This is a genomic window from Spiribacter halobius (genome assembly GCF_020883455.1).
GTDB lineage: Bacteria > Pseudomonadota > Gammaproteobacteria > Nitrococcales > Nitrococcaceae > Sediminicurvatus > Sediminicurvatus halobius.
Genome location: NZ_CP086615.1, coordinates 1,306,284 through 1,320,249 on the forward strand (window position 1 = coordinate 1,306,284; position 13,966 = coordinate 1,320,249).

A 13,966-nucleotide genomic window follows, 5' to 3' on the forward strand; every position below is an offset into this window, starting at 1 on the left:
CGCAAGATCAAGGTCTCTCACGGACTGCGAGCTCGGTCGGATCGACGCGGGGCTGGCCATCCTCACTGTTCCTTGGCGAGTGCGGCGTCGCTGCAGAGCATGCCGATCTTTACGAGGCGGCGCGCGAGCGCGTCCGCTGCGGCGATCCGGTCGGGCGCCTCCGGCGCGGGTTCGCCGGTCCTGGATGCTTGTTCTTCCCTGCCAGCCAGTCAGTGATTGCCGCCCGCGGTGACCAGCCGCTGCAGCATCCTCCGGTTCTCCATCAGGGTGCCAGTCTTTTGCGTGAAGATGACTTGAGCGGCTTCGAGCGTTTCCATGGCGAAGAGCATCAGGATCATGCCCCCTGAGCACCGACGCTCTGAGGGATGACGCCGATCAACTCTGCCTGGCACCGAATACGTAAACTCGTATCGACTTCGTACAAACGCGGTGCGCTGCCGCCTGCCGTGGGTCCTCGGACTGCACTAGCTGCGTTACGGGAGTGCACAGGCCCCACCTCAACGTGAGGAAGCCGCCATGGCATGGAACGTATTCGTCCTCGGCTTCGATGAACTTGGCGAGAGATTGCTCCCGGCGTTGCAGCACGCCGAGGAATACGCGTTCCACCCGTTGTTGCCGCTTGAGGAAGCCGTTCACGCCGAGCAGTACGATGTTGACAAGCTGCTCGATGACGCTGTCGCCGAGCTCGAGGTCTTCCCGGCGCGGGTTGATGCCGTCGTTGGTTACTGGGACTTCCCGACCAGCGCGCTGATGCCGTTGATCCGGCAGCGCTTCGGGCTACGCGGGCCAAGCTTGGAGGCGGTGCTGAAATGCGAGCACAAGTACTGGAGTCGGCTCGAGCAGGCGCGTTCGGTGTCGGGCTGTGTCCCGCCCTTCCAGGTCCTCGACCCTTTCGGCGACGATCCAGTCAGCCAGGTTCAGCTCGGGTACCCCTTCTGGATCAAACCGGTAAAGGGGCATTCGTCACAGCTCGGTTTTCGTGTAGATGATCCCGAGACGCTGACTGCCGTCTTGCCCAGAATCCGTGAGGGCATAGGACGTCTGGCTGAGCCCTTCACGCAGATCGCGAGTCTCGCCCGTTTGCCCGAAGAAATACGATTGGTGACCGGCCACCACTGTATTCTTGAGGGGCTGATCTCCGCCGGGCGGCAGTGCACGCTGGAAGGCTACGTGCTTCGCGGGGAGGTACACGTCTACGGTGTCATTGACACCGTGCGTGACCAACGGCACCGCTCGGTGCTCTCACGTTACGTCTATCCCTCGTCCCTGCCGGATGCCGTCCAGCACAGGATGATCTCTTGCGCACGGCGCTTTATCGAGCACATCGGCTATGACGACGCCCCGTTCAATATCGAGTTTTACTATGACGGTCGCAGCGACCGGATCTGGCTGCTTGAGGTGAATGCGCGCCTGTCCCGCTCGCACAGCGCGATCTTTCTACTGGTGGATGGAGCACCACACCTTCAGGTGATGGTCGATGTGGCGCTCGGTCTAAAACCGCGCATGCCGCATCGGCGTGGGCGCTATGCGGTGGCAGCAAAGCACATGATGCGGGTTTTTGCGGACGGCATCGTGCGGAGCGTGCCGTCGCCGGAGGACATCGCGCGTGTGGAACGCCGATTCCCGGGCACCGTGGTGGAGATCAACGTTCGCCCCGGCATGCAGCTATCCGAGTTGCTGCATCAGGACGAATACTCCTATGAGCTTGGCGTCGTGTTCACCGGTGCCGGGGACGAGGCACAGCTGGGCGAACGGCTGCGGATCTGCGAGTCGCTGCTGCCGTTCGAAATCGATCCGGTCGGGCAGCGCGCCAGCGCTTGAGTCACTGACCGGCTTCCTGGGCTCGCCACCAAGGTGTGCGTCTTCCAATGCTGCAACCGCTTCGGCAGCAGCGCGGACCTGCTAAAGCCCGACTTGATGCGTCAAGCGGCGTGGTCATGGGGCGTCAGGCGGCCATCGAATGCTGATCTCGTCGGGACAGAACCCACATTTGACAGCGTGGGCATGCGCCTTAACCGGGTTTGGGAAGCGTAGTGCTGCACCATCCTCGTGGACGAGCAGCCGCCTCCCCGGCCCCGGCTTCCGGCTGCGGGTCGGACTGGTCCAGGCCCATAGCACGTAGTCGCCGGAGCCGTCCCAGGCCGGCTCAATCTGGCATCCGCGGAAGCCGGGATTGTGCGTCAGCGCCGCTACCTCACAACTGTGCAGAGACTCAGACGCGGCGGTGCGGGATCGTAACTGGTTGGTCAAGACCATGATCAGCTCCTCCTGCTAGCGGCGGGTGCAGCGGGGACGACATACCAAGCGCTCTGGAAAACTGCCCGCTGCGGTGTTTATCGCTTTGCCGTTACGCTGCCTGCGTTTGTCACGTTACGCACTGATCATCGTCAATTATCATACAGTCGTAATGTGGTATTCATTCACAGCGTGTTGTTTTTCGTCGCGCTATGTGCACGAGTGCTTCCTTGTGTTCGCCGCATGCGGGAGACCATAATCTCTGGCTATTGATATCGGTTAAACCAGGATTTGGTCAGCTGACAGACGAACTTTGCGCAGCAAACTCATGAAAGAACTTTGATTGTGTGTCGGAAGAAGTTTGAAATGGGGGTTGCGGGGTGGCAGCGCCATATTAGGTGGCTTTTTAGCGGATTGTGCTTCTCAGAGTAAACGGCTAAGCCGTTCTCATACGGGGTCCGCGCAAGGGGGAAAAGTGAACGGGAACGCAGATAAAGTGGGGGCTTCTACGAACGCTAATATCAGGTATGGCCCAAAAACGGCGCCTCTCGGCAATGATCTTGCTTTGCTTTACCCTCCACCCGCGCTCGATGACGACAGCCTGCTCAAGCTGAACAGTTTGGTGCGGCCGGTGCATTGCCTCCCGCGCCGCAGGGCCATTCTCTATCGCGCGGGTACACCCTGTCAGGCGATCTACGCCGTCAACTCCGGTGCCATGAAGAGCTACCGGATTACGGCGGCCGGGGAGCAGCAGGTCGCAGCTTTCCATCTGCCTGGAGAGTTTCTGGGACTTTCTGGCCTCGCGCGCGGGTACCACCCATTCAGCGCAGAGGCGTTGCAGCTGACAAGCATTTGTGTTCTGCCCTTCGAACGACTCTCGGAGCTTGCGCATGAGGTTCCGGCGCTTCAGCGTCAGCTGCTGCGCCTCCTGAGCAGTACAATCGCTCGTGAGGAGAGATTGTGGGAGGCCATGACCGGGCATTCAGCAGATCGACGTCTGGCTTTCATGCTGATCGATCTTCGGAGGCGACTCCCGTCGCGGCGAACTGCTCCCGACGAGTTGCGGTTGCCGATGTCGCGAGCTGAACTGGGCAGTTGCGCAGGGTTGGCAGCGGAGACGACGAGCCGGGTTCTGCGCCGTTTCGAACGTAGTGGCTGGATTTCGAGTAGCGGGCGCACGATCGTACTCCGTCGCCCCGAGGCGCTACGTCGCCTGGTGGGAGGGGAGGCGCGGGAAGCGGCAGCGCGATCTTCAGCAGCTCCCGATGGAGCCCGCCAGCAAAGATAGCGGGCCCTACCGGAAAAAGGGGCCGGCGCCTGTCCTGAGAGCGGACCATTGATGTCTGCGGCTTGTCCGCTAACTCGCGGCGACGCCGGCCGGGTTAACGCTGGGCGTTGCCACTCAGCGTGCGGCTGGTGCTGACGTGTTCTGTTGACCTTGTCGACCACTCGCCGGTGACGTCTGCGCGCTGAGATCTCCCTGTGCGGGCCCGTTGTGCATCGTTTTGTCAATGGATGGCGGGAGCGCGAAGGTGCTGAGTACCTGAAGGCTGCGGGATAGGCTGCTTCCGAGGCTCTCGGCCTGATCGAACCAAGCCTCCCAGAGTCGGGCCCTCAGGTCGATACCGCTACGGGCCATCGAACCGGTGAGTTCCGTTAGTCCGTTTAGGGGAAGCGTGCATCCTGAGTCCGACTCAATCGTATCGATCGCTTCCCGTTCCAGCTCAAGGGTCTTCCTGACGGCTTCGCGGGCGTTCTGCAGCTCTTTACGATAGGTGTCGTCCAAATGCGACGGATCCTTCCCCAGCTCTTCCAGCGCATGAATAGAAGCGTTCAGGAATTCCTCGTTCACGGTGAACCACCGTTGGAAAATTTCGGCGGCGTTGCCGTAATTCGATTGTGTCATTGTGGGGCTCCCTTTGCTGTCTTGTGGCTATTTCCGCAGCGTGTACGCGCTCGGGTGTGTTTGCTAGCTAGAGTTCCGGGTGCCACTAGATTCGGAGTCTCTCCGAATATTGCGGTAAACTGTTTCTCAAAAGTCTCAGGCACGTCCTGATCAGGGTATCGCGGCGCAACCAGTCGCTCATGGCCTGATCGCCTTTGGTTCGAGATGATTTCGACTCCTCAACATTCGGTTCTGATCCTGTCACCAACGCATATTAAACGACCTCATATCGCGACTCGGTTGACGAATATCAACGCTCCGGTGAAAGAGGGATAAGTCCGATGGACGGCACCGATCCCATGTGCGGATGAGATCTCGCCGTGGGGCCTTCTTGCTGATGCGGTCGCCCGCGCCAGGCTGACTGCCTGTCGTTGGGCGTCACTGATAACCGACTGAGCTCGAGCTCCAGCGAGGTTCCTAGACGGCCGTGGCATCGGCCGTCCCGGAGCAGCGCTAAGACCAACCGGCCGGAACTCAAGCGCCCGGTGGTGCGGAGTGGCCGCGGTGCCGGAGCCGCACAAGGTTGCTGACCAGGTGTCGGGACGCTTCTGTCGAGGTCAGGGGGCGCGCGCGTCCTCTTGACCGGAGAGGCCCACTACGACGACGGCTGTATAGACGGACGGAACGGCGGTTGTCGCCCGTCCCCACGATGGTGTGTCCACCACCTCAAGAGCCTAGCCTGAATGGACCGTGAGCACGGTGCAGTTCGCCAGATGCGACACCTTGTGTGAAACGCTCCCCATCATCAGCCCCTTCCAGTCGCTCATGCCGCGGCTGCCCATGACGACGGCGTCGACACCGAGGCGGTCAGCCTCCGCGAGTATGGCCTTCGCCGGCTGGCCCGTACGAACGACGATCTCGGCGACGTCCTCGGGTAGCCCGGCGCGATCGCGTTCGCCACACAGTAGCTCCCGGGCGACATTCTCATAATCCTCAGGCCGCATGTGCATCGGCGAGGCACCGGTGGCCCGCCCGATGACGTCATCTGCGGGCGGCGGCTCCGCGACATTGAGGAGATGAATCTTTCCCGTCGCCGGGTCGATAAGCCGCTGCGCGATCAGCAACGCCTTGCGTGCGTGTTCCGAGCCGTCAACCGGCACCAGTATCGATCGAAACATGGCGCAATCCCCCTGCCGTGGATGCCATATGGGTGAACGTTCGAGAGATCAAAGACGTTAGATAACTATGGCACTGCCTCGGGGGAGGCGGGCTGCCCCAGATCAAGGCAGGTGTTCTTCGCGCTGATCGAGCGTGACCGCCGGATGCCAGGAGCGGTGCGATATCTGGCGGTTCGTCAATGGGAGGAAAGTTCATGGGCGGGCGCTGCTGCGACAACGTCTTGGTCACGTGAGGTGCGGGCCGAGCCTGCGAGTCCCGTCAAGACGGAGAGTCTGCCGACGCCTTGCGTGAAGCCAGTTTTTGACAATTGACCACCGTCATCACCTTAGCGACGCAGGTCCCATTGATACCGATCAATCCCAAGCGGCCAGCAGGCTCGTAACCTCTACTCAAGCGTCGGCTCCTCGGATGGCTCGGCACCTTGGCGGCTGACGCTCATCTGGCATTTGTCTTGGAGGATAGGAAATGGCTGAAAAATCGAAAACGCCAGCCCGTGATACGACTTCGGATGAGTCCAAGTCCGCGGTGGCGGCCCCCCGGGCGTTGAGCCCATTCGAAGAGATGGAACGGCTGTTCGGGAGCTTTATGGAGGGCGGTTGGATGGATCCATTACGCCGGGAGCGAGCCCTCTCCGAGCGTCTCGGCTTGTCGGGGGTTAGGCCGCCAAGGGTGGATGTGGTCGATGGCGACGAGGAGATCCGCGTTCGCGCCGAGATCCCCGGTGTGCAGGCGAAGGATCTTGATGTTTCCGTCACGGAGGGTGCTGTAACCATCAAGGGAGAGACTGCTACCGAGAGCGAGGATACTGAGGGCGACTACTATCGCCAGGAGATCAGTCGTGGCGCGTTTGCACGCACGGTGCCATTGCCGGCCGCAGTGAATGCCGATAAGGCTAAGGCGAGTTTCAAAGACGGAATCCTGGAGCTCAAGCTGCCTAAAGTGAACGCCTCGCGTCGCCGCCGGATCAAGATTGATTAGGCGTCGAGTGTCGAAGTAGGGCGGTCTCCAGTGCACAGTCCGTGGCTAACTAGCGGACTGTGTACTTTCGTTTTTCATCGATTCTACAATGAGAAGCGGTGCGAGCTTCGTAGACTGTATTATGAGGCTTTCGTCACCCGCTGCCCCTCGTCGATGCGTCAAGCGAAGTGTGGCTCTATTTCAGCATTCCGGAAACGGGGTTAGCCGAATACAGACTGGTAAGTAATGCATTGCCCTACGCGCTGGCAGCAGTACGGGAGGGCTCGACTGTTGGCCCCAACACCGGAGGGCGGTAGAGGTAATCCCGGGTGAGGGGCATGGCCGTCTGCTCGTGGGCGAGTTGGAGCTGGAAGACCACCAGGCCGCGCCAGTGGAAGGCCGCCTCGCTCACCGCGAGGTAGAACTCCCACATGCGGCAAAAACGCTCGCCCTTCTCCTCGGCCACGGCACCACGCACCCGCTGGAAGCGGCGGAACCACTCCGCCAGGGTGTAGGCGTAGTGCAGGCGCAGCACCTCTACATCCGCGCTGGCGAGGCGCTGGCGCTCCACCGCCGCCATCACCTCGGACATCGCCGGAATGTAGCCGCCGGGGAAGATGTAGCGCCGGATCCAGGGGTTGGTCACGCCCGGCGGCGTCACCCGGCCAATGGTGTGAATGAGGGCGACGCCGTCCGGAGCGAGATGCTCATGCACCGAGCGGAAGTAGGTGTCGTAGTAGCGCGTGCCGACGTGCTCAAACATGCCGACGCTGACGATGCGGTCGAAGGTTTCCGGCACGTCGCGGTAGTCCTCCAGGCGGATCTCCACCTGACCCTCCAGGCCGCGCTCGCGCACCCGCTGGCGGGCGACGCGGGCCTGCTCGCCGGAGAGGGTGAGGCCGACGACCTGGGCCCCGGCCTGCTCGGCGAGCTCGATGGCAAGCCCGCCCCAGCCGCAGCCGATGTCGAGCACGCGCTGGCCGGGCCGCAGGCAGAGCTTGCGCCGGATATGGGCGCGCTTGGCCGCCTGCGCCTGCTCCAGGGTGAGCTCGCGGCGCGGCCAGTAGGCGCAGGAGTACTGAAGGTCACTGTCGAGGAAGCGGCGGAACAGGGTCTCGTCGAGATCGTAGTGATGGGCGACGTTGCGCCGGCTTGCCGCGCGCCGGTTCCACTGCTGCAGTGGGCGCAGCAGCGGGGTGAGCCAGCGGCCGAAGCGGTTGCGGCGGTGGTTGCGCGGCCCGGCGAAGTTGCGCAGCAGCACCTCCAGCAGCGCACGCAGGTCGGGCGTGCTCCAGCCACCCTCCATGTAGGTCTGGCCGAGCATGAACTCGGGATCGCTGACCACCCGGGGCACGGCCTTCGGGTCAGCCACCTCCAGGACCGCCTCGGGACTGCCCGACCCGAAGCGGCGGGTGACGCCGTCCGGATAAATTAGGCGCAGGGAACCTTCGCGTACGTCTTCATTCAGGATGCGCTGGAGCATGTTGCCTCCGCCGGCCCGCGTACGTCGCGAGCGATAGTTGCAGTGGGCTCGCATCCTTACGCGGTGTCGCCCCCATCACTGTTTGAGCATGACGGGGTGCAACAAAGAACGCGTTGACCAGAATCAAGTGGGCTCCAGGTTTTGTGACACAACTTATCTATTGCTCGAGCGTTTGCTGAATGGAGTAATCGCGTCGTGTCGATGGCCGGTTTGGGACCGTTCAGCGCTGCAAACCAAATTATTAACCCGCTGCGCAAAATATGACAGCTGGCGTAATGCCGTCTCCGAATAACTCGTTTCATGAATGATTCGTTGTCAACCGATATTGAGTAGAAATCCAGGAAAATACCCATGCCGGGCCGCACATGAGAGTGATCGGATTATCTTGGTATTTCGCATGACTTATGGGCGCTTCCGCAGAGGTCACCAGAGAGCACTTGCTTTGGGAATTCCACGCCTGCTGAGCGAAACCGCTCACGGGTTCGTGGTTGGCGTTTCTCCCTCTAGTCGCCGACAGATACTGAGGCTGGGCAAGCACCAGCGTTGATTCACGCTGGAACCCGGAATCCATGCTCTGGGGCTCCCCGCCGAAGACTTGGCGGGGCGGCTGCGCGCGCCCTGGCTCGACGAGATCGCCGAGACCCAACGCATCTCCCCACGGGACGTGGAGATCCTGGTGCGCGCGCCGCCCGAGGGATGCGATGGCCTGGACGATCTTTTTCCTCGGACCATCACGCTACCCGATAGAGAACGGGTACCGTTGGGCGAGGTGGCGCGACCGAGCGAGCAGCGGGAGTGTGCGCGGATCAGCCCGCATCGACGGCCGCCGCACGGTCACTGTGGAGGCCAAGGTCGACGCTAACCAGAGCAGCTGGCCAGAACATCGTCAATGACATTCGCGAGTGCTGGTTAGAGGCGTTTTGCGACCGGCATCCGGGCATGGAGGTGGCGTTAAAAGGACAGGTGGCGCGCTCGGCGGGAACCGGCGGGTATCGCTCGGGGACTGCTTATCCGCTTTGGTGGGGATCTTCATGATCCTCTCATGTCAATTCCGATGCTACCTGGAGCCGGTAATTGTGATGGTCTCCATGCCCCTGGCATTCATGGGTGCGGTATGGGGTCGCATCCTCACCGGCTGCTACCTGTCAACGCCGTCGCTGATCGCTGCCGCCGCCCTCGCGGGCATCGTGACGAATGACGCCATCCTGCTTGTACAATTCGTCAAGATCCACTGGCGGCTTGGCTTGGGTGCCACTCAAGCGGCCATCCAGGCTAGACGCGACCGCCTGCGCGCAATTTTTATCTTTTCGTCACCCACCATCGCCGGAGTGCTACCGATCCTGCTGGAGACCAGCAGATAGGCGGACGCGATCCAACCCCTGGCAGTGTCCGTGATCTTTGGCCTGCTCACCAGCACGGTACTGGTGGTGTTCGTGCTGCCGGCATTGCACGTGCTCTTGGTTGATCCTGGCGGAACCGGACAGAGCGAACAGTGATAACGACACCGGGGTCGTCCGCACTGATCGTCGAGCAGGCCAATTCACAGTACTGATCTCGGAGACAAAGGCCTACGCGTTCTGAGTCGTCGTTAGGTTGTTATCGAGAACATTTTTCACTCGACGATACAGCCGCTCCGGCGCATCTTGCGATGAACATTGCCGGATCTTCGCGCGAAGACGTTTCTCGAAAGCCAATCGACGATAGCAACTCGGGCACGTTTTCACATGGCGGCCGATCTCAACGCACGCTGCCTCGTCCAACTCTCCATCGAGATAGGCAAAGAGCCCTTTGACCACCTGCTCGCAGATCCGACGTCGCTCGTGCATTGCGATTATCCGTTCAGCAATGATTGTTGTCCGCGATCGGTGACACAATCAGCTTCTTGGACCCTTGTAACAGCTGGCTTGGTTGGTGATCGATCCGTGGAACCCGCAGAGCACGCCGTGCCCGGAATCCGGGGCCATATCTACTCGACCGGGAGTCCCGCCGCTTTCCATTCGGGATAACCTTCTTCAAGGCGCCGCACGCGATAACCTCTGCGCCTGAGCACCTGGATGGCTGCATGGGAGAGAACACAATAGGGGCCCCGGCAGTACGCAACGATCTCCTGATCCTTCGGCAGGTGATCCAGCATCTGCTCAAGCCTGTCGATCGGAATGTTGATCGCGCTCGGCAGGTGTCCCGCCTGGTACTCCTGCTCCGGTCGCACATCCAGCACGGTAACCTCGCCGCGCTCGAGTGCCGCCCAAAGGCCTTGCCGGGACATAGGCCGAAGGGCGCCATCGGCGTTGTCGTCCGAGAAGAGCCTTCCAACAAGTCGTTCCATCTCGGCGAGGTTGGTCTTGGCGATATCGCGCATGAGCGATATGAGCGTAACGACGCGCGTGTCCGTGAGCCGATACATAACCTGCCGCCCCTCACGACGCGCGGTAACCAGGCCAGCCCGGCGCAGGTGCTGCAGATGCTGGGATGCATTGGCGACGGACAGGCCAGTGGTCTCGGCCAGCACCTCCACCGGCGCCTCCGCCTGCGCGAGACGCTCCAGCAACTCCAGCCGGTTACCGTTGCCGAGAGCACGACCGACCTGCGAGAGCACGTCGAAGAGCTGCTGCCGGTAGCCGGACTGGTCCACCCCTTCAGCCGCGGCCGTATTCGCTTGACGCTCACTTGACATCGAGTGGTCCTAGATTAAATATTCAAGTGCTCAATTGAATATACTAACTGGGGATGCGATGTCCAGCCTGATAATCATCAACGACCCTCCTTACGGAACCGAGAGGCTCTATAACGGGCTGCGCCTGGCGCATGCGCTGATCAAGCGTGGCGAGGATGTGACGGTCTTCCTGATGGGCGACGCGGTTGTAGGGGCTAAGCAAGGGCAGAAGACACCAGAGGGCTTCTACAACGCCGAACGCATGGTGCACCGCGTGACTGCCAAAGGGCGGGTACTCCTGTGTGGCACCTGCATGGACGCCCGCGGCATGACTGACAAGGAAACCGTCAAGGGCGCCGAGCGAAGCACCATGGACGCGCTGGCTGAAGCCACCGTGCAAGCGGACCAGGTGCTCGTGTTCTAGGCCGGGAATGAAAGCGCACGACACCGTCTCAGGCCAAAGGCAGGGGGCAAGTAAGTGACCGCGACGCGCCTCGAGAAGATCAACGTGGGCATCCTGGTGACGGCCCAGACGCTTTTCATGATCGCTTCCATCACGGTTATGACGCTGAGCGGGGTCGTCGGCCAGCAGCTGACTCCGAACCCGGCACTCGCCACGTTGCCGATCGCCATGATGATGATTGGCACCGTGGCCTCCACCCTGCCCGCCTCGCTATACATGAAGCGCGTCGGGCGGCGGGCGGGCTTCATTACGGGCGTTAGCCTCGGCGGTGTGGCCGGCGGTCTGGTGAGCTTTCTGGCCATTGTCCTGGAGGCTTTCTGGCTGTTCTGTGCCGGCAACCTTCTGCTTGGGCTCTACCAGGGCTTTGCCATGTACTACCGCTTTGCCGCAGCGGATGTCTCCAGCCCATCCTTTCGCAGCCGCGCCATCTCTTACGTCATGGCGGGGGGCGTCGTGGCGGCCTTTCTGGGCCCATGGAACGCGAGCGTGGCCGCGGACTGGATCGTGGCGGTACCGTCAGGTGGCCCATACCTCGTCATCGCCCTGCTGGCGACCGTGGCCATCGGGCTGCTGGCGTTTCTCAGAGTGCCCGGGAGCGGTGAACCGCGGCCCGGCGACCTCCAGCGTCCGATGCCCCGGATTGCAGCGCAACCGGCTTTCCTTGTGGCCGTTCGCGCCGGCGCCGTCGGCTATGCGGTAATGATCCTAGTCATGACCGCAACGCCTCTGGCAATGCGGGCGCAAGGGTTCGGTATGTCGCACGTTGCGACCATCATGCAGTGGCACGTTCTCGGGATGTTCGCGCCTTCCTTCGTCACCGGCAGCCTAATCGCGCGCATCGGCGTTACGCACGTGCTCCTGGCCGGGACGGGCCTGCTGGCCGGATCGGTCTGAGCCGCCAACCTTGGGGTGACTATGGCGCACTTCTGGGTGGCGCTCGTCCTGCTCGGCATCGGCTGGAACTTCCTGTTCGTTGGCGGCAGCGCGCTTCTCGCAAGCCTTCACACGGAGGCGGAGCGTGGCAAGGTGCAGGTCGTGAACGATCTCATCATCTTCTCACTGGTCGCGCTGGGATCGCTGATGTCCGGGGGGCTTTTACACACTTCCGGGGACGCTACCTGACTCCGGTTCGCAGCAGTAGTGTGCCGGCATGTGTCGCCGGCCACGGGCGCGCGCCGGTGAGCAGCTATCCTTGCTGCAGCGGTCGTGCATCGGCAGAACCACGACCGTCAGCGATTGCGGCTGGCGAGGTAGCCCGGCATGTGCGATTCCTCCTCCAGGGTGCAGCATGCGGGTGCAGACAATCCCGCGGTGGTGCTCGAGCAGACCGACTGGCAACGCCTCGTCGCCGCACACGCGGAGCTGCTGCGGGGGCTCGCCGAGCGCACTGAGCGGGGCGATCAGTTCACGCTGCCGGACCCGGCCAGCGTCGCCGGCGCCTACGCCAGCGTCGGCTGGCAGGCGCTGCTGCAGCCGCAGCGGCTGGTGGCGGCGCAGATGCGGCTGCTGGCCGATAGCGCAAGCCTGTGGCAGTACATGTACGCCCGTCTGCTCGGCGTCGAGGCCCGCCCCCCGGCGCTGCCGGAGGCGAAGGACCGCCGCTTCCAGGCCGAGCCCTGGAGCGGGAATCCGTACTTCGATGCCCTTCGCCAGGGCTATCTGCTGCTCGCCGAGGAGCTGCTGGCGGCGACGCGCGATGTCACCGCGGGGCTCCCCGAGCACGAGCGCCAACAGGCGCGGTTCTACACCCGGCAGCTGATCGAGGCCCTCGCGCCGAGCAACCATCCGGCGGGGAACCCCCAGGTGCTCCAGGAGGCGCTGCGCACCGGCGGGCAGAGTCTGCTGCGCGGCGCCGCGAACCTCCTCGAGGATGTCGCCCGCGGCAACGGCCAGCCGCGGATCCGCCAGGCCGAGCGCAGCGCTTTCGAGCTCGGCCGCGACATTGCGGCGACCCCCGGCCAGGTGATCTATCAGAACGCCCTCTTCCAGCTCATCCAGTACACCCCCACCACCGACGAGGTGGCGCGGCGGCCGCTGCTCATCGTCCCGCCCTGGATCAACAAGTACTACGTGTCAAGGGTCATCCAAATTCCTGATTAGCAATGAGCCTCAGCCCGTATGATTCGCATTGGCTGCGGTGCGCAGCTGGCGGCGGCGACGAGCAGCCGCGCCGGCAGGGCGGCGAGGTCGAAGCGGCGGTTGAAGCGATAGGCGAACGCCGCGAGATAGCGCGCGGCGTACTTGCGAAAGCCGAGGGCATGGTGACAGCCAGAGAGGCTCGTTTTGAGGTTGCCGAGCACGGTGTTGATCCAGCGGAACTCGGGCAGTTCGCTCGGCTTGCGCGCGGCTACCACCGTCGGGCGATGCGTGCAGCCGGCGGCGGTGACGCCGCGAAAGCACGCCAGGCCGTCCGAGGAGACCGTGCTGCCGGGCACCACGCTCGCCTCGGCCCAGCGCCGCACCGCCTCGGTGGTGAACGTCGCCACGGGGGTGAGGCGGGTACGCAGGGGGTGGCCTTCGTCGCTGAGCGAGACGGCCGCGAGGAAGGCGACCTTGTTCTCCGAGCCCCGGCCGGACTTGCCGCCGCATCGTTCGCCGCCGAGGTAGGCGTCGTCGAGCTGGACGTGGCCGGCGAGGCGGTAGCGCTGCTCACGCTCAGCCATGGCGGCCATGAGCTTGTGGTGCATCAGCCAGGCGCTGGGGTAGCTCACCCCGAGCTGGCGCGCGAGGGCGAGCGCCGAGAGCCCCGTCTTCGCCTGGCTGAGGAGGTAGATGGCGAGGAACCACACGGTCAGCGGGAGCTTGGTGCCCTGCATCACGGTGCCTGCGATCAGTGAGGTCTGATGGCGGCAGCCGCGGCACTGGAACAGCGTATGGGTGCGCCCCTGCACGCGGCTGTACGCCGCCCCGTGACAGCGCGGGCAGCGGAAGCCCTCCGGCCAGCGTGCCTGCTCGAGGGCCGCCGCGCACTGCCACTCCTGCCCGTAGAGCCGGAGGAACTTGGGCATCGAGAGGCCGGGCTGAAACTGGATGCGGTTCATGGGCATGGGGCGATCCTCGAGCATGAATACTGAACGTATGATCAGTATATGCGGCACCTCCGAATCGCAC

At 63.0% G+C, this 13,966-nt stretch carries 13 protein-coding genes and 1 pseudogene; 7 read left to right on the forward strand and 7 right to left on the reverse strand.

The genetic code is table 11. The annotated features are described in order from the left end of the window. Window positions 1–209: 209 nt before the first annotated feature. Window positions 210–338 carry a hypothetical protein gene (locus tag LMH63_RS19375; protein WP_255414627.1) on the reverse strand — a complete coding sequence of 43 codons (129 nt, stop codon included), beginning with the start codon at window positions 336–338 and terminating at the stop codon, window positions 210–212. 178 nt (window positions 339–516) lie between these two features. On the opposite strand from LMH63_RS19375, the gene LMH63_RS05955 reads away from it, so the two are divergent. Together LMH63_RS05955 and LMH63_RS19485 are read left to right on the forward strand one after the other, a co-directional pair. After that, window positions 517–1,821 carry an ATP-grasp domain-containing protein gene (locus tag LMH63_RS05955; protein WP_109678220.1) on the forward strand — a complete coding sequence of 435 codons (1,305 nt, stop codon included), beginning with the start codon at window positions 517–519 and terminating at the stop codon, window positions 1,819–1,821. Between the two features lie 1,045 nt (window positions 1,822–2,866). Then, entirely contained in the window at window positions 2,867–3,523 is a 657-nt protein-coding gene (locus LMH63_RS19485) for a helix-turn-helix domain-containing protein (protein WP_373317933.1), read from the forward strand. 114 nt (window positions 3,524–3,637) lie between these two features. Here the strand turns inward: LMH63_RS19485 and LMH63_RS05960 are convergent, their stop codons facing one another. Continuing rightward, window positions 3,638–4,141: a hypothetical protein gene (locus LMH63_RS05960; protein ID WP_146205197.1), complete on the reverse strand. Its 504-nt coding sequence runs from the start codon at window positions 4,139–4,141 to the stop codon at window positions 3,638–3,640. 713 nt (window positions 4,142–4,854) lie between these two features. Then, window positions 4,855–5,298, reverse strand: coding sequence for a universal stress protein (locus LMH63_RS05965; RefSeq protein ID WP_109678215.1), 444 nt, complete (start codon window positions 5,296–5,298; stop codon window positions 4,855–4,857). A 466-nt stretch (window positions 5,299–5,764) separates the two neighbouring features. Here LMH63_RS05965 and LMH63_RS05970 point away from each other — a divergent pair, with 466 nt between their 5' ends. Beyond that, window positions 5,765–6,277: an Hsp20/alpha crystallin family protein gene (locus tag LMH63_RS05970; protein WP_109678213.1), complete on the forward strand. Its 513-nt coding sequence runs from the start codon at window positions 5,765–5,767 to the stop codon at window positions 6,275–6,277. 235 nt (window positions 6,278–6,512) lie between these two features. Here LMH63_RS05970 and LMH63_RS05975 read toward each other — a convergent pair whose 3' ends face one another. Further along, window positions 6,513–7,739 carry an SAM-dependent methyltransferase gene (locus tag LMH63_RS05975; protein WP_109678211.1) on the reverse strand — a complete coding sequence of 409 codons (1,227 nt, stop codon included), beginning with the start codon at window positions 7,737–7,739 and terminating at the stop codon, window positions 6,513–6,515. Between the two features lie 1,031 nt (window positions 7,740–8,770). On the opposite strand from LMH63_RS05975, the gene LMH63_RS05980 reads away from it, so the two are divergent. Then, the gene (locus LMH63_RS05980; RefSeq protein ID WP_146205196.1) at window positions 8,771–9,100 is read left to right on the forward strand and encodes an efflux RND transporter permease subunit; all 330 of its coding nucleotides are present in this window, start codon (window positions 8,771–8,773) and stop codon (window positions 9,098–9,100) included. 207 nt (window positions 9,101–9,307) lie between these two features. Here the strand turns inward: LMH63_RS05980 and LMH63_RS19490 are convergent, their stop codons facing one another. Next, window positions 9,308–9,565: an anti-sigma factor family protein gene (locus LMH63_RS19490; protein WP_109678207.1), complete on the reverse strand. Its 258-nt coding sequence runs from the start codon at window positions 9,563–9,565 to the stop codon at window positions 9,308–9,310. 140 nt (window positions 9,566–9,705) lie between these two features. Further along, window positions 9,706–10,413, reverse strand: coding sequence for an ArsR/SmtB family transcription factor (locus LMH63_RS05985; protein ID WP_199225642.1), 708 nt, complete (start codon window positions 10,411–10,413; stop codon window positions 9,706–9,708). A 58-nt stretch (window positions 10,414–10,471) separates the two neighbouring features. On the opposite strand from LMH63_RS05985, the gene LMH63_RS05990 reads away from it, so the two are divergent. The 3 genes and pseudogenes from LMH63_RS05990 (at window position 10,472) to LMH63_RS06000 (ending at window position 12,955) form a co-directional block, all read left to right on the forward strand. Next, the gene (locus LMH63_RS05990) at window positions 10,472–10,816 is read left to right on the forward strand and encodes a DsrE/DsrF/TusD sulfur relay family protein (RefSeq protein WP_109678203.1); all 345 of its coding nucleotides are present in this window, start codon (window positions 10,472–10,474) and stop codon (window positions 10,814–10,816) included. Between the two features lie 54 nt (window positions 10,817–10,870). Next, window positions 10,871–11,965 (forward strand): annotated as a pseudogene (locus tag LMH63_RS05995) (MFS transporter); the annotation flags it as partial. A 150-nt stretch (window positions 11,966–12,115) separates the two neighbouring features. Continuing rightward, window positions 12,116–12,955: a hypothetical protein gene (locus tag LMH63_RS06000; RefSeq protein ID WP_109678201.1), complete on the forward strand. Its 840-nt coding sequence runs from the start codon at window positions 12,116–12,118 to the stop codon at window positions 12,953–12,955. Here LMH63_RS06000 and LMH63_RS06005 read toward each other — a convergent pair. Continuing rightward, entirely contained in the window at window positions 12,952–13,902 is a 951-nt protein-coding gene (locus tag LMH63_RS06005) for an IS1595 family transposase (RefSeq protein WP_109680431.1), read from the reverse strand. The genes LMH63_RS06000 and LMH63_RS06005 overlap by 4 nt on opposite strands. Window positions 13,903–13,966 lie beyond the last annotated feature (64 nt).

What these genes read in the sequence shown, in the direction of transcription:
- LMH63_RS19490 (WP_109678207.1), bottom strand. Translation starts at nt 9,565, where the DNA reads ATGCACGAGCGACGTCGGATCTGCGAGCAGGTGGTCAAAGGGCTCTTT.
- LMH63_RS05960 (WP_146205197.1), bottom strand. Translation starts at nt 4,141, where the DNA reads ATGACACAATCGAATTACGGCAACGCCGCCGAAATTTTCCAACGGTGG.
- LMH63_RS05980 (WP_146205196.1), top strand. Translation starts at nt 8,771, where the DNA reads ATGATCCTCTCATGTCAATTCCGATGCTACCTGGAGCCGGTAATTGTG.
- LMH63_RS06005 (WP_109680431.1), bottom strand. Translation starts at nt 13,902, where the DNA reads ATGCCCATGAACCGCATCCAGTTTCAGCCCGGCCTCTCGATGCCCAAG.
- LMH63_RS05955 (WP_109678220.1), top strand. Translation starts at nt 517, where the DNA reads ATGGCATGGAACGTATTCGTCCTCGGCTTCGATGAACTTGGCGAGAGA.
- LMH63_RS06000 (WP_109678201.1), top strand. Translation starts at nt 12,116, where the DNA reads ATGTGCGATTCCTCCTCCAGGGTGCAGCATGCGGGTGCAGACAATCCC.
- LMH63_RS05965 (WP_109678215.1), bottom strand. Translation starts at nt 5,298, where the DNA reads ATGTTTCGATCGATACTGGTGCCGGTTGACGGCTCGGAACACGCACGC.
- LMH63_RS05990 (WP_109678203.1), top strand. Translation starts at nt 10,472, where the DNA reads ATGTCCAGCCTGATAATCATCAACGACCCTCCTTACGGAACCGAGAGG.
- LMH63_RS19375 (WP_255414627.1), bottom strand. Translation starts at nt 338, where the DNA reads ATGATCCTGATGCTCTTCGCCATGGAAACGCTCGAAGCCGCTCAAGTC.
- LMH63_RS05970 (WP_109678213.1), top strand. Translation starts at nt 5,765, where the DNA reads ATGGCTGAAAAATCGAAAACGCCAGCCCGTGATACGACTTCGGATGAG.
- LMH63_RS05985 (WP_199225642.1), bottom strand. Translation starts at nt 10,413, where the DNA reads ATGTCAAGTGAGCGTCAAGCGAATACGGCCGCGGCTGAAGGGGTGGAC.
- LMH63_RS05975 (WP_109678211.1), bottom strand. Translation starts at nt 7,739, where the DNA reads ATGCTCCAGCGCATCCTGAATGAAGACGTACGCGAAGGTTCCCTGCGC.